Consider the following 18,142-nt stretch of genomic DNA (forward strand, 5'->3'; position numbering starts at 1 on the left):
GAATAGAGCCTTTTCTTCTGCAAATTTTTTATTTCCAAATGAAACAGTTGGTTTTTGTTTTCTTAAAGTAATTATATCATAAACTAATTAACATTTCAAGCACTAAAAATTTATTTTCATTTTAAAATTATTCAGATGTAATCTATTTCAACACTGGCCAGAAGTCTTTATTTGCTTCAATTAAATCATCCAATATTGCTTTTGCAACAGATGCACTTGGCACAGTTCTTGATAATGTAATTGCTTGCCAAAGTTTTTGGTATGAACCTTCCATCCATGCTTCTACTGTCAATTTTTCAACTGATACTTGTTGTTCCATTAATCCTTTTTGGAATTGAGGAATTTTACCTTGAACTATTTTTTCAGGTCCATTTGAACCTACTATACAAGGCACTTCTACCATCGCAGTTGGATCAAAGTTTGAAATTGCTCCGTCATTTTCTACTATTAATAACATTCTTTCTTTTGTATCATAAGCGATTGCTCTTGCCAAGTCAACTATATATGAAGCATGATCATCAACGTGAAGTTTGCTATCTTTTGCAGTTCCTTTTTCAGCGATTGCTCTACATTCTCCAAATACAAATTTTTCTCTTCCTTCCATTACTTCATTTGCTCTTGTATGGTTAGGATTTGAATGTTCTACTACATAATCAGGGAAGAAGTAGTATTTTAAGTAAGTATTCGGCATTGTTGTTGGATCAATTGCAAATACGTCCCTTGCTTTTGTAAATGTGTCATTCCAGCTTGCTTCTGTATTTTCCCCTTCAATTTCTACATTATATCCAATTTTTGCGACTTTTTCTCTTAAAGCAGGCATTAAATCATTTCCTTTTTTATCTCTAATGTCTGTCCACCATCCAAAGTGATTTAATCCAAAGTATCTAATTACCATATCTTTTCTTGATTTAAGTCCTAGCATTTCAGCCATTCTTATTTCAATTCCGATTGGCATATCACAAATATTTAATATTTTAGAGTTTGGACGTAATCTTCTAGTTGCTTCTGCTACGATTGCTGCAGGATTTGAATAATTTAACATCCACGCATTTGGTGAATATTTTTCCATATAATCAACTAACTCGATAACTCCACCAATTGAACGCATTCCATAAGAAATTCCTCCAGGCCCGCAAGTTTCTTGCCCTAATACTCCGTGTCTTAAAGGTATTTTTTCATCTTTTTCACGCATTGCATATTTTCCAACTCTTATATGTGCCATAACAAAGTCAATATCAGTAAACGCTGTTTCAGGATCTGTTGTATAAACAAAGTTAATATCAGGTGCTTTTTCCTTTATAATAATATCACAAGCCTTTGCTATAACTTCCTGTCTTTGGGCATCATTATCGTAAAATTTTATCTGTCTAATCGGAAATTTATCTAAATTTTCAAGTAACATCAACACAATTCCTGGAGTAAATGTACTCCCTCCACCAGCTACTACAATTGAAAATTTCTTCATAAATGATCATCTCCATTTCTATTTTTATTAATTTTTATTTCCTATTTTCATTATTTATTATATCACAATTTTTTTAAATGTCAATACTTTTATATAAATCTTTTAAATTTTTAAAAAGAATTGTATAAATCTTTTTTTATTGATATTTATTATTATTTATTGTATAATCATAGTGATAATACTTAAAATCGAACTTAAAAATTATAAGAAAGGTTTATATAAATGAATGAATAAATATGAAAAAGTATATCACGATATAAAAGATAAAATTAAAAATGGTAAACTAAAGCCTGGAGATTTTCTAAAAAAAGAAGACGATTTGGCACTAGATTATAATTTTTCCAAGCTGACTGTAAGAAAAGCTCTCTCCATGCTAGAAGCAGAAGGCTATATTCAAAAAATAAAAGGTAAAAAATCTATTATACTTGAGAAAAAAAATCTAGAAAATATTTCTTTGACTTCCATTCAAACTGTACAAGAAATTAACAAGCTTCAAAATATTCATCTTGAAACTGAACTAATCAGTTTATACATCGTTCAAGGGATCAAAAAACTAATGGAAGAATTTCAAGTACCTGAAAGTGCTGATTTTTATAAAGTTGTCCGTACCAATTCTTTAAATGGAGAAGTTTTAAATTATTCTACGAGTTTTTTTGACAGAAAAATTGTACCTTTTCTAAATGAAGAAATAGCAAAAAAATCAATATATGAATATCTGGAAAAAGAACTTAACCTAAAAATAGCTTATTCACGTAGAGATATTAGTTTTAGAAAAATTACTTCTGAAGAACAGAAATATCTTAAGCTAGAGGATATAAATATGGTTGTTGTTATTGAAACTCATGCCTATCTTTCAAATGGCACTCTATTTCAATACGAAACAATTATTCACCATCCTGAAAAATTTACTTTTAGTGCAATTGCAAAAAGATAAGTATTTTAAAAATAAAAGAAAGAACTTTCTTAAGTCTTATATTTTAAAACTTTAAAATTTTTGACTTTTGAAAATTCTTTCTTAATTTTTTTATAAGATTTAAATTTAATTATTTATCAAATTTTATTTTTATCCTTTTTTCATCATTTCTTCGATTCTTTCTCTTACTTGAGGTACTGACAATCCAATGATTACTTGAATTGCTGTACCTTTTCTAACTACACCGTGAGCTCCTGCCGCTTTAAATGCTGCATCTGGTAATAATTTACTTGCATCTTTTACACTTACTCTAAGTCTAGTTGCACAATTGTTAAGTTCTTCAATGTTTTCTTTTCCACCTAATGCTTCAAGAATGATTGCACCTTTTTGAGCATATTCATCTTCTGCTGATGATACGCCGCCTTTTGCATCTCCTTCTCCATGTTTAGCTCTATAATCAGCTTTTGAATAAAGTTTCATTTCTTCATCTTCATCTTCTCTACCTGGAGTTTTTAAATCCATCTTTAGAATTAAGAATCTAAATACAACGAAGTAAATTGCTGTAAATATTAATCCTATTACTATTTGAGCAATTACTGTTCCAGAGTGATTTTTAAACATTGGTATCCAGTTTAAGAAGAAGAAGTCTAAAAGTCCTCCACCCATATTTCCAACTACTCCAAAAGCATACATTGTTGCAGCCATTGTTGCAGCTAAACAAGCATGAACTGCAAATAATACTGGAGCTATAAATAAGAATGTAAATTCTAATGGTTCAGTTATACCTGAAATTACTGCTGTAAATATTATAGGTATTAATAATGCTGCTACGGCTTTCTTCTTATCAGATTTTGCAGTAGCGTACATAGCAAGCGCTATTCCCGGTGCACCAAATATTTTTGAGTTTCCGTGTAGCGCAAATCCACCTTGTGGGAATAAAGATTTCAATGATTGTGTACTTTGAGCAAATTCTTTTATATGTTGAACCCAGTAAACTTGAATTCCATCAGGTACTGCTGCCGGACCAAATACAAACGGTGTATAAACAAAGTGATGTAATCCAGTTGGAATTAAGATTCTTTCTAAGAACGTATAAATCCACACTCCAAATATTCCTGAAGCTTTCATAAATCCTTGTAATGCACTAATTCCCATTTGAAATTTAGGCCAAATTAACACTGTTAAGAATGCACAAGGAATCATAACTACAAATCCTACTATATATACAAATACTGAACCTTGGAACACTCCTAAGAAATCAGGTAACTTTTTGTCAAAATATTTGTTATGTAAATATACTACTAATGCTGCTATTAAGATACCACCAAATAAGTTTGTATCCAATGTTGGAACTCCACCTATTGCAGAATATCCTGTTACTTTATCTGCTACTTGTTTAGCTGCATCTATTCCATAAAAAACTTTTAATATTGCTGCTACAAAATAATTAAATGTAGTATATAATGCAAATGTTTCCATACATGCCCTTGCATTTGTCTTTGTTGCCAAGCTGATTGGCAATCCAATTGCGAACAATATTGGCATTTGTCTAAATACTGTCCAACCACCTTCTGATATCACATACCAGAAATTGTACCATACTGTCCCTTCTTCAGCAATTTTTCCCATAACTTCTGTATTAGTAAATACAGAAGATAATCCTACGACTATACCCGTGAATGCAAATAACAGAACCGGTGCCATCATTGCTCCACCAAATCGTTGAACCTTTTTCATCATAATTGAATACCTCCTAAAAATTTTATATATTTGATTTATTTTTTCCTTATTTTAAATATACCACACTTTTTTAAATTGTCAAGACATTTACGTATATCTTTTTTAAAAAATTTTTTTAAAAAAATAACCGCTAGGTTAAAAATAGCGATTATTTCAGGGATTTTTTTATTTTAAAGTTATTATTTTCTTTTAAAATTATTATTTTTTTAATTTAGATTTAAAATTCTATTTTAACTTCTATTCCAAAATGATCTGACACTATTTCTTTATTTTTGTTATTAAATATGACTTTGCTTTCCTTCACTTTTAATTCTTTATTACTGAATATATAGTCCAGTCGTTTTTTCGCTTTATCATTATCCCAGCCGTGAATACTTTTATCTACAGTTATTCCGTCATCTTTTTTTTCAGCCATAACATATGTATCAAAAAGTCCTTGAGATAATATATTTTCATAAGCTGCTACATTTCCGATTGCATCTGTATTGAAATCACCCATTAATATTTTTAAATTGCTATTTTGAGTTCTATTTAAGATTGTCTGAATATTTTTTCCCATATCTTCAGTTTCACAATTTGGCAGATTCATATGACAACTGTAAAATTCGATATCCTGACCTTCATAATTAATTGTAATGCTGACAATTCTTCTTGCAGAAATAGTTCTCACAGACTGTGCAAAAGTACAGTAAAATTCATCCTCGGCTTTTATTTTATGCCTCGTAATGACTGCCACACCTTCATTATATTTTCCAAAACCTATATGCGAATTGCTCCAATGAAGATAATAATCTGTATCTGTATATTTTTGCAACGTTTCCAGAAGTACCCAAGCATAATTTTCTTCCCTTATATCATCAAAAATAATCTTATTATTCATAAGCTGGTTTACTTCCTGCATTGCAATGACATCATATTGTTTTTCCGCAATGGTTCTTGCCAGAATATCAATTTTTTCCATTTGATTTTCTTCCAGCCATGCATGAACATTTACTGTTAATATTTTCATAATATTCTCCTCATTTATTCTTAAATTTTATTTTGTAATAAAATTTATAGTTTTTTTTTACAGAAAAAATAAATCATATTTTTGTTATCTTAATTTAATGTTACAATATTTTTTTTACTTTGTCAACGAAATAATGCTAAAAATAAAAACTAAAATAACATTTACGTATATGTTGACTTTTGAAATAAAATATAGTATATTTAGTATTGAGAAATAAAAAATTTAATTTTATTAAATAATTTTAAGGAGGACATAGAAATGTTTGAGAGAAGTTCTGGTATTTTGTTACATCCTACTTCACTTCCTGGAAAATATGGAATTGGAAGTTTAGGGAAAGAAGCATATAAATTTGTAGATTTCCTAAAAAAAGCAAATCAGAGATTATGGCAAATTTTCCCACTTGGGCCGACTGGATATGGTGATTCACCTTACCAATGTTTTTCAACATTTGCTGGAAACCCATATTTAATTGATTTTGACTTATTAATCGAGCAAAATTTATTAGCTGAGGAAGATTTGAAAGGTGTTGATTTTGGAGGAAATGAAGAATATATTGATTATGGCGCTATTTATAATCAAAAATATCCTTTACTAAGAAAAGCATATGAAAATTTTAAAGCTAATGAAAATAAAGAATTAAAAGAAAAATTGGAAACTTTTAAAGCTGAAAATAGCTCTTGGCTAGATGACTACAGCCTTTATATTTCCTTGAAAAATCACTTTAATGGACTTCCTTGGAATGAATGGGAAGATGACATCAGAACTAGAAAAGAAGCTGCTATAAATAAATACAAAGCTGAATTAGCTGATGAAATCGAATATAATAATTTTATTCAGTTCCTATTCTTTACTCAATGGAATAACGTAAAAAAATACGCTAATGACAATGGAATAAAAATAATCGGAGATATACCAATCTTCGTTGCAGTAGACAGCTCAGACGCATGGGCAAATCCAGAAATTTTCCTATTCGATCCTGAACTAAAACCTGTTAAAGTAGCTGGTGTTCCGCCTGATTATTTCAGTGCCACAGGACAACTTTGGGGAAATCCTTTGTACGACTGGGACAAATTAAAAGAGTTAAACTACAAATGGTGGGTAGACAGAGTTAAAGCCAACCTTTCCACTTGCGACATCATAAGAATTGATCACTTCAGAGGATTTGATGAATATTGGGCTGTTCCTTATGGAGATAAAACAGCTGAAAATGGTACTTGGTGTCCAGGGCCTAGAACAGACTTATTTAACACCATTAAAAATGAACTTGGAGAATTACCTATAATTGCTGAAGATTTAGGAACAATGACGCAAGGTGTTATTGATTTGAGAGAAGCAACTGGATTCCCTGGAATGAAAATTCTAGGATTTGCATTTGATTCCAAAGAAGAAAATGACTACTTGCCTCATACTTATACCAAAAATTGCGTAGTTTATACAGGAACTCATGATAACGACACATTAATTGGATGGTTTACAAAAGCCAATGAAGACGATAAACAATTTGCAAGAAACTATTTAAATTCAAGATCTGATAATGAAATCCATTGGGATGCGATAAGAGGTGCATGGAGCTCTGTTGCAAACATGGCAATCGCTCCAATTCAAGATTTCTTAGGATTAGGAAGCGAAGCTAGAATCAATACTCCTGGACTTGCTAGCGGAAACTGGCAATGGAGATTAAAAGATGGTGTGTTGACAGATGAATTAGCAGAAAGAATTGCTAAATTAACAAAAGTTTACTCAAGATAATTTGTGAAATTTTTTTGAGATTATACAATTTATGATAAATAAAATAGAGAGAATATACAAAATTTGTATTGACTCTCTATTTTTTTTTGCTTTTTATTCTCATATTTGACAATAAATAAAAAACAACCTTATAAAAAAGTTGTTTTTATCCTTGTTTTAATGGATACTCTACTTTAACTTTTAACAGGATGGACTGAATGGAACGCTGCTGAATGTGGTTTCAATCCTTGTTTTAATGGATACTCTACTTTAACTTGTCTACCATTATACATTTGTTTCCATCTCACATCTGTTTCAATCCTTGTTTTAATGGATACTCTACTTTAACGATTTGAGAATTTTATGTTATGTAAAAGAACTTTTGAAGTTTCAATCCTTGTTTTAATGGATACTCTACTTTAACGAATTCCATTTTCACGACAAAGTTTACTACAGATACGAGTTTCAATCCTTGTTTTAATGGATACTCTACTTTAACTATTATACTTCAGATAAGAAAGGTGAGATGAGAAAGACTTGTTTCAATCCTTGTTTTAATGGATACTCTACTTTAACACCAGTGGTACAAGGATATGGACAACAACAAGTATGTTTCAATCCTTGTTTTAATGGATACTCTACTTTAACCTGATTTAACTTTTGCTGTATTAACATCACTTACCGTATGTTTCAATCCTTGTTTTAATGGATACTCTACTTTAACAAATGACATAAAAAATGATCGAGACATCAAAAGATTAAGTTTCAATCCTTGTTTTAATGGATACTCTACTTTAACTAGAAGACATACCAGAAGTTGGAAAATTTTGGATGGGTTTCAATCCTTGTTTTAATGGATACTCTACTTTAACTAAACAAGATGTCCTTTATAATACCGTATCATTCTTTGTTTCAATCCTTGTTTTAATGGATACTCTACTTTAACACAATTGGTCTACAAAATAAAATTTAGGTTTATGCTTTGTTTCAATCCTTGTTTTAATGGATACTCTACTTTAACACACATTACAAGTAGACGGTATAGAATTAGATCCTGAAATTCAATCCTTGTTTTAATGGATACTCTACTTTAACACCCGTCTTTTTGAGAAAATCCTTTATTTATTAGTGTTACAGCGATTTTTTCAGACATTAAAATCACATTTTTTTGCTTAATTTTTATTATTTTTTGCTGTTTTTTTAGCATTTTCCGTAACTCCTAATGCTCATTTTTATTGACTTTGAGTGGATTTTGCTTCTCATTTTTCATTTCTTATAGTGGTAGGAATTTTTTCTACAGTCTTATTTTACCATATTTTTCTGATTTTTCAAAATCTTTTTGAATTTTTATATAAATAACTTCTATTGTCTATCAGTTGAGTAGTCAATTTGTTGTGAATTTTAAACAAGGGGACAAGCCCCTTGTTATTAAAAATATTTTAGTTTTTAAATAAAATTTAGTATCACACTTTCAATTTTTATTTCTTTTCATTTTTAGCCTTTAATTTTTTCTGAATAAATTTTACCATCAAAAATCCAGTTAATCCTCCCGCAATCATAACAACAATTACTAATACTTCTTCCATATTATGATTTAACTCCAAGTCTTTCTAAAATCAATCATCTAATTTTTCTTCTTCTAATTTATCTTTGCTTTCAATTTTTCCTAATTTTCTAAAAAAAGCTACTATTAATCCTATTCCAGCTACCCCTCCAATAATTATCATAATATATGTTAATATCACTAAAATAGTATAATCTGTATCCATATTTAAGTCATTCCTTTGCTTTTAAAATTATTGTCCTAATAACTTTTTAATCCCCTCTATTAGCAAAATATGCTCTTTTTCCAGCACTCTCTTTTGCAAAATTTCAGGCGTGTCATTCTCATAAACAGGTACTTTCACATTTGTTATAATTTCTCCTGTGTCTATTCCGTTATCTACAAAATGGATTGTGCAACCACTTTCTTTTTCCTTGTTTACAATTACGGCTTCGTGGACTTTTATTCCATACATTCCTTTTCCACCGTATTTTGGGAGAAGTGAAGGATGAATATTTATAATTTTACGATTCCATTTGTTTATAAAACTTTCTGATAAAATTGATAGATAGCCTGCAAGTACGATGTAATCTGTTCTTTCTGTATCGTTTTCCAAAATAGCGTTTATTTCATCTGATAAATTTTTTCCAAATAACTTTTTATCAAGCATTATGCTTTTTATTCCATGTTTTTCAGCTCTTTCCAGTCCAAAGCATTCCCTGTCGGCAATTACATAGGAAATTTCACAGTTTAAGTTTCCATTTTCGATATTGTCGATTATTGACTGCAAATTTGAGCCTGAGCCTGATATAAATACTGCTATTCGTGTTTTTTTATTTTTTGATTTGTCTTTTGAATTTTCAATTATTTTAGACATATTTTTTCATCACCTTTTTCAATATGTCCGATTTCATAAGCAGTTTCACCATTTTGTCCTAAAATTTCAATTACTTTTTTCTTATCTTTTGCGTCTACAATTAATATAAATCCTACACCCATATTGAATGTTCCCCACATTTCCTCTTCACTTACTCTTGAAAATGCGTCATGCTTAAATAACTCGTGAATTTGAATTTTTGATTTTTGTATATTTGCACAAAGTCCGTCAGGTATTGTTCTTGGTACGTTTTCGATTAGCCCTCCACCAGTAATGTGAGCCATTCCGTTGATTTTTACTTCCTTCATTACAGCCTGAACTGGTTTTACATAAATTTTTGTTGGAGTCAGTAAATGCTCTCCAATTGTTTTTTCATTGTAAACTTCAGTAAAGTCTGTAAATAATTTTCTGATTAATGAAAAACCGTTACTGTGAGCTCCACTTGATGGAATTGCAATTAAAACATCATTTTCCTTAACATCTGAACCATTAACAATTTGGTCCTCTTCTACCGCCCCTACTGCAAATCCTGCAATATCGTATTCACCTGGAGTATAGAATCCTGGCATTTCAGCCGTTTCTCCACCAATTAAGGCAGCTTCTGACTGCAAGCACCCTTCTACAACTCCGCTTACAATTTCAGCCGATACATTTGAGTCTAATTTTCCACAAGCCAAGTAATCTAGGAAAAATAGCGGTTTTGCTCCGTGACACAAAATATCATTTATACACATTGCCACACAGTCTATTCCAACTGTGTTGTAAATTCCTGTTTCAAATGCAACTTTTAATTTTGTCCCAACTCCGTCAGTTCCAGAAACTAACACAGGCTTTTTATAATCTCCAAGTTTATACAATGCCCCAAAACTTCCCAAATCATTCATAACATTGGCATTATACGTGCTTTTGGCACCATTTTTTATTTTTTCTACACTTTTGTACCCTTCTTCTTTATCTACTCCCGAATCTTTATAAGAAATTGACATTTTTTCCTCCTATTATATCTTTTATTAGATGTGTTCGATAACCTAAGTTTTTTTATTTTCACAAGGGGTCAAGACCCCTTGCTTTAGAATATTTGTTTTATTAAATTCTAAATATATATAGTTATCGAACAGGTCTATTCTACAAATGTTTTAAAATTTTTGTTATATTTTGTAGGAAAAAATTCCGTAATTTCATATTCTGCGATTTCATTTGCATTAAATGGATCTTCTAAAATTATCTTTTCTACTTCTGATGAACTTTCTGCATTTAACAAAATTACACCGCCTATTCTAGGATTTTTTCTTCCCGAACAAATGAATTTTCCCATTTCATAATATTTTTCCAAAAATTTTATGTGTTCTTCTAAATGTTTTTCAACTTCACTTACTTCTTTTATATAATTCAAACTTACAATATACATTTTTTCACCTTATTTCTTTAATTCCTCTAAAGCCTCTTTTTGAATTGGCGTCAATGAATCGTAAAATTCTTCCTCATAATCTCCCAATCCAGCTGGATAATCTCCATTAAAACATTCCATGCAAAGCCCCGTGTAAGGTGCATCAAAATCAAGCCCTATTGACTCAATCAGCCCATCTATGCTAAGAAATGCAAGCGAATCCGCTCCTATATATTCTTTAACTTCTTCAATCGTTTTATTTGCCGAAATTAACTCTGACGAATTTGAAACATCTATTCCGTAAAAAATAGGAAATTTAAATTCTGGCGACGCTATACGGACATGGACTTCCTTTGCTCCTGCTTCTTTTAACAGCTGAACTATACGGCTTGAAGTTGTTCCACGAACTATTGAGTCATCTATCATAACTACAACTTTATCTTTTACAACACTTTTTACAGCTGATAATTTCATTCTGACACCTTGTTCACGCAATTCCTGAGTTGGCTGAATAAAAGTACGGGCTACGTATTGATTTTTGATTAATCCCATTTCATAAGGCTTCCCGATTTCTTCCGCATATCCACTTGCCGCTGACAATGATGAGTTGGGAACTCCAATTATCATATCCGCATGTTCAACTGGCGCTTCCTGTGCCAATCTTCTACCACATCTTTTACGAGCAGAATGTACATTTACTCCCGAAATATCTGAATCAGGTCTTGAAAAATACACATATTCCATCGCCGCAATAGCAGTTGAAGTATTTTCAGTATATTTTTCAATTCTGTATCCTTCTTTGTTAATAATAATTATTTCTCCAGATCTAATATTTCTAATAAATTCCGCTCCCACGATTTCCAATGCACATGTTTCGCTAGCTAAAATATATGCTCCATTTTTTGTTTTTCCCAAAATCAAAGGACGAAATTCAAACGGATCTACCACCCCATACAATTCAGTTTGAGTTTGAACTAAAAACGAAAATCCGCCTTTTACTTGACGCAATGCGTCTTTTAATTGGCTCAAAAAATCCTTTTCCTTGCTTCTTCTTATCAAATGCACCAACACTTCTGTATCAGATGAAGAATGAAAAATTGCACCATGTTTTTCCAATTCTCTTTTCAATGTTCTGGCATTAATTAAATTCCCATTATGTGCTAAAGCTATACTTCCATCAAAAAATTGAAACAAAAATGGCTGAATATTACGACCGCTACTACTTCCAGAAGTTGCATACCGCACATGCCCTATCGCACTGTTTCCTTCCAGACGATTAAATATTCTATCATCATTAAACACTTCTGACACTAGTCCAGGCCCACGGTGTCCATTTACACGCTTTCCATCACTTACTACAATTCCTGCCGCTTCCTGTCCACGATGCTGCAAGCTGTGCAATCCATAATAAGTCAAACGCGCTGCCTCATGATGTCCAAATACACCAAAAACTCCACACTCTTCATTCAAACTTTTAAACACGACTTTTTCCCTCCATTAAATTATTCTGCCAATGCTTTTTCTAAACGTCGCAACACTTCACGATATGCTCCCATTACATCTCCTAAATCCTGTCTAAATCTATCTTTATCCAATTTTTTCAATGTATCCTTATCCCACAATCTCATTGAATCTGGACTTATTTCGTCAGCTAACAAAATATTTCCATCTTTATCTCTTCCAAATTCTATTTTAAAATCAACCAAAATTAAATTCATTTTATCAAAAATTTCTGATAATAATTTATTTATTAAAAATGTTTGTTCTTTTATTTCTTTTAATTCTTCAGCTGAAACTAATTCCAAGGCTAATGCGTGATCGTCATTTAATAATGGATCTCCTAAATCATCATTTTTGTAAGACAGTTCAAAAGTAGGATTTTTAAAAATTTTCCCTTCTTCAGCTCCGTATTTTTTTACAAAACTTCCAGTCGCCCTATTTCTAATAATCACTTCCAAAGGCACAATTTCCACCTTTTTACAAAGTTGTTCCCTTTCATTAAGAGTTTCAATCCAGTGGGTTTTTACACCATTTTTTATCAAATACCCATAAATCAATGTAGAAATTTTATTATTCAAAATCCCTTTATCTTCCAATTGATCTTTTTTAACCCCATTAAATGCAGTCGCATCATCTTTAAAATACATAATTATTTCATCCGCATTATCTGTTGCAAAAATTGATTTTGCTTTTCCTTCGTAAATTTGTTCTCTTTTTTCCATTTTTTATTTCCTCCGTTTATATTTTTCGTATCTTTTACAATTTTTTCTATTTTCTATAACTCAATTTTTTTCTCATTATCAGCAATAAACTTAGCCTTCATCTCTTTTCTGAAATTAATCAGTTTTTCTTTAATTTCAGGATATTTTACTGCCAGAATCTGTACAGCCAGCATTCCTGCATTGTATGAATTATCAATTCCAACTGTAGCCACAGGAATAGATTTTGGCATCTGCACAATTGAATAAAGTGCATCAAGCCCTCCAATCGCTCCATTTAAAGGCACTCCTACAACAGGAAGAATTGTTTTTGAAGCAATAACTCCAGGTAAATGCGCCGCAAGCCCAGCTCCAGCGATAATCACTTCAGCTCCTCTTGTTTCCACATCTGCAAGAACTTCCTCCAATTTTTCAGGAACTCTGTGAGCCGACAAGATATAAGCCTCATATTCAAGCCCAAATTCTTTCAAGCAATTCGCAGCTCCTCTCATTTTTTCAGTATCCGACTGACTTCCAAAAAATATTGCTACTTTCATTATTGTCTTTCCTCCTATTTTTTATACAATTTTGTTTAAACATTCACTTTTTTTATTTCAGATTTTTAGCAAGGGCATCAATTGCAATGCCCTTACATTATCCTATTTAAAAAATTTTATTCCATTTCTAAAGATATTTTGTTCCTTATTTCCGTAAATATTTTTGTAAACATTCTTACCTTTTCTTTCAGAATGCCCCATTTTTCCAAAAATTCTTCCATTATAAGCAAGCATTCCTTCGATCGCATAATAAGAACCATTTGGATTAAATTGTGAATCTATTGTTGAATTCCCTTCTAAATCCACATATTTTGTTGCAATTTGATTGTTTTCATATAATTTTTTGTATTCTTCTTCTGTAAGAACTATTCTTCCTTCACCGTGAGAAATTGCAACCGAGTGAATATCTCCTTCTTTCATATCTGAAAGCCAAGGAGAGTTATTTGTAATAATCTTTGTCTGGACGATTTTTGACATATGCTTATCAATTGTGTTGAAAGTCAATGTTGGTGAAGTTTCGTTCAATTCACGGATTTCCCCGTAAGGAAGTAATCCTGATTTTATCAATGCTTGGAAACCGTTACAAATTCCTAAAATTAATCCGTCACGTTTTAACAGGTTTTCTACTGCTTCTTTAACTTTTTTATTTTTTAGAACAGCAACCATGAATTTAGCAGAACCATCTGGCTCGTCTCCTGCACTAAATCCTCCTGGCAGCATTAAAATCTGTGAATTATCAATTTCTTTGACAAAATTATCAATTGAATTTAAAATATTATTATGCGACAAGTTGTTAAATACTCCAATTTTCGCAAGTCCGCCTTCACGGTTAAATGCCCTTTCCAAGTCATATTCTGAGTTTGTTCCTGGAAATACTGGGATAAATACTCTTGGTTTTGCATAAGTATTTGAAATATTGCTAATCATGTTTTCATGTTCAATTTTTTTCAATTTTTCATATTTTAAGCCTTCACAATGTGCGATTTTATGCTCTTTTTCCACTTCTTTTTTCGTTGGGAATATTTTTTCAAGTTTACTTTCCCAATTTCCAATTAATTCATCCAAATCAAAATTTGTTCCATTTACAGTAATTTTTGCTTCACTTGTAACTTTTCCAAGTAAAACTGCATTTTTGTAATCAATATTTTCAGCAGTTTCCACAACAAATGCTCCATAATTTACTTTAAACCAGTCATTTTCATCAATCTGCGCAGCAACATCCACACCAAGTTTATTTCCAAATGTCATTTTCGCAAGACTTTCAGCGATTCCACCATTTTTCACAGCCGTAGCAGACACAATTTTTTTATTTCTTATATTTTCAGTTATAAAATCAAAGTTTGCTTTTAGCTCGTCAAGTTTTGGCAAATCATTTTCATCATTTGGCGTTGTAATCAGGTACACATTGTTTCCAGCCTTTTTAAATTCGCTAGAAATTACATTTTCAGCATCTGTAACGCTTACTGCAAATGATACCAATGTAGGCGGTACGGAAATTTCGTTAAATGTTCCACTCATTGAATCTTTTCCACCGATTGACGGCAATCCAAAGGATTTCTGTATGTACAATGCTCCTAATAATGCTGATAATGGTTTACCCCATTTTTTAGAATCCTGCCCCAATCTTTCAAAATATTCCTGGAATGTAAATCTGATGTTTTTGTAGTTTCCTCCACCAGCGACAACTTTTGCCATTGACTCGATTACAGCGTAAGCACCACCGTGGAATGTGCTTTGTTTTGCAACATAAGGATTATATCCGTATCCAACCATTGAGGCGACATCAGTTTCCGCATTAATTACCGACACTTTTTGTACTGAAACTTCTGCAGGAGTCAACTGATATTTTCCACCAAATGGCATTAATACCGTCGTTGCTCCAATTGTTGAATCAAAAGTTTCAACTAATCCTCTTTGCGAAGCGACATTTAAGTCTTTCAAGTTATTTACAAATTTACTTCTAAAGTCATTTCCTTCAACTTCTCTGTTCAAGTTTAATTTTGGCGTATTTTCAATTGTAATATTGATATTTGAGGCGGCTCCGTTTGTATTTAAGAAATCTCTTGAAATATCAACAATTGCTTTTCCATTGTATTTCATAACAAGCCTATTTGAATCGTTAATTTCAGCTACTTGATACGCTTCCAGATTTTCCTCGTTTGCAAATTCTATAAATTTATCCAAGTTTTGTTTTTCAATAACAACTGCCATTCTCTCCTGCGACTCTGAAATAGCAAGTTCTGTACCAGTTAGCCCAATATATTTGACTCTTACTTTATTCAAGTCAATTTCAAGCCCGTCAGCCAATTCTCCAATCGCAACCGAAACTCCTCCAGCTCCAAAGTCATTACATTTTTTAATTAATTTTGTAACATTTTTATTTCTGAAAAGTCTTTGAATTTTTCTTTCAACAATTGCATTACCTTTTTGCACTTCAGCACTTGATTTTTCCGAAGATTCTGTCGTATGTTCCTTAGACGATCCAGTCGCCCCTCCAATTCCATCTCTTCCAGTTCTTCCACCAAGCAGAATTACAATATCCCCATTTTCAGGCTTTTCACGAATAATATTTTCAGCAGGTGCCGCTCCCACGACAAGTCCCAGTTCCATTCTTTTAGCCTTATATCCTTCATCGTAAATTTCATTTACATGAGTTGTTGCAAGCCCAATCTGATTTCCGTAAGAAGAAAATCCGTGTGCAGCTACTTGCGTAATAACCTTTTGTGGCAATTTTCCAGCCATTGTATCCTCAATTTTTTCAGTTGGATCAGCAGAACCGCTAATTCTCACAGCCTGATAAACATAAGTTCTTCCAGATAACGGATCACGGATTGCTCCACCAATACAAGTAGAAGCCCCTCCAAACGGCTCAATTTCTGTCGGATGGTTATGAGTTTCATTTTTAAACTGCAAAATCCATTTTTCAGTAGTTGTACTCTTTTCCCCATCTTCATCAATTCTCTCAATTGGCACATCAATATAAATCGAACAAGCATTTATTTCATCTGAAACTTCCAAATCTGGCAAGTTTCCATTTTTTCTCTGCTCTTTTCCAAAAATTGTAGCAAGATCCATAAGAGTCATCGGCTTTTTAGAAATTCTGTCAGCATGAACGTACTCCCTGCTTTCCAAGTACTCATTAATAGCCTTTTCAATGATATTTTTATAAGTTTCATTTTCAACTTTTATATCATCAATAATTGTTTCAAAAGTTGTGTGTCGGCAATGATCGCTCCAGTAAGTATCAAGAACACGAATTTCAGTTTCCGTAGGATTTCTTTTTTCCTCATTTTTAAAATATTCCTGAATAAATAGCAAGTCATTTACAGTCATCGCCAGTTCCAATTCATTTTTAAGACTTTCAATTTCCTCTTTTGTTTTTTCAGTAAATCCTTCATAAACAATAACATCATCCGTATTTTCAGTTTCAACATTTTCACTTAGAACATTTAAATCTTTTTCCCGTGCCTCAACCTCATTTATATAATATTTTTTTATTCTCGCAAATTCATCAGGAGAAATTTTTCCGTATAAAATTATCAATTTCCCACTTTTTACATTAATATTATTATCTTCGTCAATCAATAAATTTATACATTGAATTGCAGAATCCGCTCTCTGATCATATTGCCCTGGTAAAAATTCCACTGAGAAATACACATTTTCTGAATTTTTTTCTTTAAACACTTCATCAAACGATTTAAAAACATTGTCAACATTTATTTCAGAAAACACAGTTTTTTCCAATTTTTCCAAATCATTTTCACCTAAATTAAAAATATCATAAATATTTAAAACTCTTACACTTGTAAGCCCATCTATCCCGATATTTTCCTTTAAGTCGCTAAATAAATTTTGTGCTTCCACTCTAAAATCTTCTTTTTTTTCTACAAAGATTCTATAATTCATCTTTTTTTCTCCTTCTTTCTTTTTATAATTTATAAAAAATAAAAATCTAAGCAAAAAAATTCACCTAGATTTCCCATATATTTATATATTTAATTTTTTATATTTTTTATATAACAAAGTAGACAATTTTACAATTTGTCCCGTAAAAAATATCCTGAACATTTTCATGACAAAAAATTTTTTTTTCATTTTTCCTCCACAATAAATTTAACTTTACACATTATTAGTAAATCATTTCAAATAATTAACAATTATTTTTAAAATTTTAGATTATTGCAAAATTCCCCTACAATAAAAGTATAGCAAAATTTTATTATTTTTTCAAGGTAAAAAAAGTAAAACCATTTTTTTAATCATATGTTTAACGCTCATAATATTTATATATACAAACAATTTTTACTTAATTATAATAAAATTATTTTTATAAGCTACAACTTTAAATTTATTTTAACTTTTCCACCCACTCAGCTTCCTTAAATCCAACTAGCACAAAATCCTTCCCTACCAAAAGTGGTCTTTTTAATACCATTCCATTGCTTGCAAGTAATTCAAACTGCTCATCTTCTGACATCTCTGCCAATTTTTCCTTTAAGTTTAGCTCCTTGTAAACATTCCCGCTTGTATTAAAAAATCTTTTTAACGGCAATCCACTTTCTTTATAATATTTCTTAATATCTTCCTTCGATGGTGTTTCTTCCACAATGTGCTTATATTCGTAATCAATCCCATTTTCCTCCAGCCATTTTACAGCTTTTTTACAAGTTGTGCATCTTGGATAACAATATATTTTGTTCATTTTTTTACTTCCTTTCGTAA

14 protein-coding genes and 1 CRISPR repeat array are annotated in these 18,142 nt (G+C 31.2%); of the genes, 2 read left to right on the forward strand and 12 right to left on the reverse strand.

Annotated elements, in window-relative coordinates; genetic code table 11:
• Positions 1-142: 142 nt before the first annotated feature.
• Positions 143-1,465, reverse strand: a complete 1,323-nt coding sequence (locus tag LEBU_RS07530) for a 6-phospho-alpha-glucosidase (RefSeq protein WP_015769739.1) — start codon at positions 1,463-1,465, stop codon at positions 143-145.
• Between the two features lie 226 nt (positions 1,466-1,691).
• Between LEBU_RS07530 and LEBU_RS07535 the strand changes: the two genes are divergently transcribed.
• Entirely contained in the window at positions 1,692-2,399 is a 708-nt protein-coding gene (locus tag LEBU_RS07535) for a GntR family transcriptional regulator (RefSeq protein WP_015769740.1), read from the forward strand.
• A 129-nt stretch (positions 2,400-2,528) separates the two neighbouring features.
• On the opposite strand, the gene LEBU_RS07540 is transcribed toward LEBU_RS07535, so the two are convergent.
• Both LEBU_RS07540 and LEBU_RS07545 read right to left on the reverse strand, forming a co-directional pair.
• Entirely contained in the window at positions 2,529-4,118 is a 1,590-nt protein-coding gene (locus LEBU_RS07540; protein ID WP_015769741.1) for an alpha-glucoside-specific PTS transporter subunit IIBC, read from the reverse strand.
• 217 nt (positions 4,119-4,335) lie between these two features.
• On the reverse strand, positions 4,336-5,127 hold the full coding sequence (locus tag LEBU_RS07545) for an endonuclease/exonuclease/phosphatase family protein (RefSeq protein ID WP_015769742.1): 792 nt from the start codon (positions 5,125-5,127) through the stop codon (positions 4,336-4,338).
• A 252-nt stretch (positions 5,128-5,379) separates the two neighbouring features.
• Here LEBU_RS07545 and malQ point away from each other — a divergent pair, with 252 nt between their 5' ends.
• On the forward strand, positions 5,380-6,876 hold the full coding sequence (gene malQ / locus LEBU_RS07550; RefSeq protein WP_275268894.1) for a 4-alpha-glucanotransferase: 1,497 nt from the start codon (positions 5,380-5,382) through the stop codon (positions 6,874-6,876).
• Between the two features lie 141 nt (positions 6,877-7,017).
• Positions 7,018-7,950: direct repeats of the CRISPR family, unit length 37 nt; unit sequence GTTTCAATCCTTGTTTTAATGGATACTCTACTTTAAC.
• Positions 7,951-8,471: 521 nt separating this feature from the next.
• Here the strand turns inward: malQ and LEBU_RS12030 are convergent.
• The 9 genes from LEBU_RS12030 to LEBU_RS07590 all read right to left on the reverse strand — a co-directional run bounded on the left by LEBU_RS12030 (position 8,472) and on the right by LEBU_RS07590 (position 18,122).
• Positions 8,472-8,624, reverse strand: a complete 153-nt coding sequence (locus tag LEBU_RS12030) for a hypothetical protein (RefSeq protein ID WP_006803660.1) — start codon at positions 8,622-8,624, stop codon at positions 8,472-8,474.
• Between the two features lie 27 nt (positions 8,625-8,651).
• A complete protein-coding gene (gene purN, locus LEBU_RS07555) occupies positions 8,652-9,275 on the reverse strand; it encodes a phosphoribosylglycinamide formyltransferase (protein WP_015769745.1) in 624 nt (207 codons plus the stop codon).
• Positions 9,263-10,261 (reverse strand): phosphoribosylformylglycinamidine cyclo-ligase, encoded by a 999-nt coding sequence (gene purM / locus LEBU_RS07560; protein WP_015769746.1) that lies wholly within the window; start codon positions 10,259-10,261, stop codon positions 9,263-9,265. The genes purN and purM overlap by 13 nt, the downstream gene beginning before the upstream one ends.
• 134 nt (positions 10,262-10,395) lie before the next feature.
• Positions 10,396-10,683 (reverse strand): YciI family protein, encoded by a 288-nt coding sequence (locus LEBU_RS07565; RefSeq protein WP_015769747.1) that lies wholly within the window; start codon positions 10,681-10,683, stop codon positions 10,396-10,398.
• Positions 10,684-10,692: 9 nt separating this feature from the next.
• Positions 10,693-12,144: an amidophosphoribosyltransferase gene (purF, locus tag LEBU_RS07570; protein ID WP_015769748.1), complete on the reverse strand. Its 1,452-nt coding sequence runs from the start codon at positions 12,142-12,144 to the stop codon at positions 10,693-10,695.
• Positions 12,145-12,164: 20 nt separating this feature from the next.
• Positions 12,165-12,884 carry a phosphoribosylaminoimidazolesuccinocarboxamide synthase gene (gene purC, locus LEBU_RS07575; RefSeq protein ID WP_015769749.1) on the reverse strand — a complete coding sequence of 240 codons (720 nt, stop codon included), beginning with the start codon at positions 12,882-12,884 and terminating at the stop codon, positions 12,165-12,167.
• 53 nt (positions 12,885-12,937) lie between these two features.
• A complete protein-coding gene (purE, locus tag LEBU_RS07580; RefSeq protein WP_015769750.1) occupies positions 12,938-13,417 on the reverse strand; it encodes a 5-(carboxyamino)imidazole ribonucleotide mutase in 480 nt (159 codons plus the stop codon).
• Positions 13,418-13,519: 102 nt separating this feature from the next.
• Entirely contained in the window at positions 13,520-17,326 is a 3,807-nt protein-coding gene (locus tag LEBU_RS07585) for a phosphoribosylformylglycinamidine synthase (protein WP_015769751.1), read from the reverse strand.
• A gap of 442 nt (positions 17,327-17,768) precedes the next feature.
• A complete protein-coding gene (locus LEBU_RS07590) occupies positions 17,769-18,122 on the reverse strand; it encodes an arsenate reductase family protein (RefSeq protein WP_015769752.1) in 354 nt (117 codons plus the stop codon).
• Positions 18,123-18,142 lie beyond the last annotated feature (20 nt).

Origin of the sequence: Leptotrichia buccalis C-1013-b, from assembly GCF_000023905.1 — a bacterium.
Classification (GTDB): Bacteria; Fusobacteriota; Fusobacteriia; order Fusobacteriales; family Leptotrichiaceae; genus Leptotrichia; species Leptotrichia buccalis.

Coding starts and splice junctions, on each gene's coding strand:
- LEBU_RS07530 (WP_015769739.1), bottom strand. CDS start 1,465: ATGAAGAAATTTTCAATTGTAGTAGCTGGTGGAGGGAGTACATTTACT.
- LEBU_RS07535 (WP_015769740.1), top strand. CDS start 1,692: ATGAATAAATATGAAAAAGTATATCACGATATAAAAGATAAAATTAAA.
- LEBU_RS07540 (WP_015769741.1), bottom strand. CDS start 4,118: ATGATGAAAAAGGTTCAACGATTTGGTGGAGCAATGATGGCACCGGTT.
- LEBU_RS07545 (WP_015769742.1), bottom strand. CDS start 5,127: ATGAAAATATTAACAGTAAATGTTCATGCATGGCTGGAAGAAAATCAA.
- LEBU_RS12030 (WP_006803660.1), bottom strand. CDS start 8,624: ATGGATACAGATTATACTATTTTAGTGATATTAACATATATTATGATA.
- purN (WP_015769745.1), bottom strand. CDS start 9,275: ATGTCTAAAATAATTGAAAATTCAAAAGACAAATCAAAAAATAAAAAA.
- purM (WP_015769746.1), bottom strand. CDS start 10,261: ATGTCAATTTCTTATAAAGATTCGGGAGTAGATAAAGAAGAAGGGTAC.
- LEBU_RS07565 (WP_015769747.1), bottom strand. CDS start 10,683: ATGTATATTGTAAGTTTGAATTATATAAAAGAAGTAAGTGAAGTTGAA.
- purC (WP_015769749.1), bottom strand. CDS start 12,884: ATGGAAAAAAGAGAACAAATTTACGAAGGAAAAGCAAAATCAATTTTT.
- purE (WP_015769750.1), bottom strand. CDS start 13,417: ATGAAAGTAGCAATATTTTTTGGAAGTCAGTCGGATACTGAAAAAATG.
- LEBU_RS07585 (WP_015769751.1), bottom strand. CDS start 17,326: ATGAATTATAGAATCTTTGTAGAAAAAAAAGAAGATTTTAGAGTGGAA.
- LEBU_RS07590 (WP_015769752.1), bottom strand. CDS start 18,122: ATGAACAAAATATATTGTTATCCAAGATGCACAACTTGTAAAAAAGCT.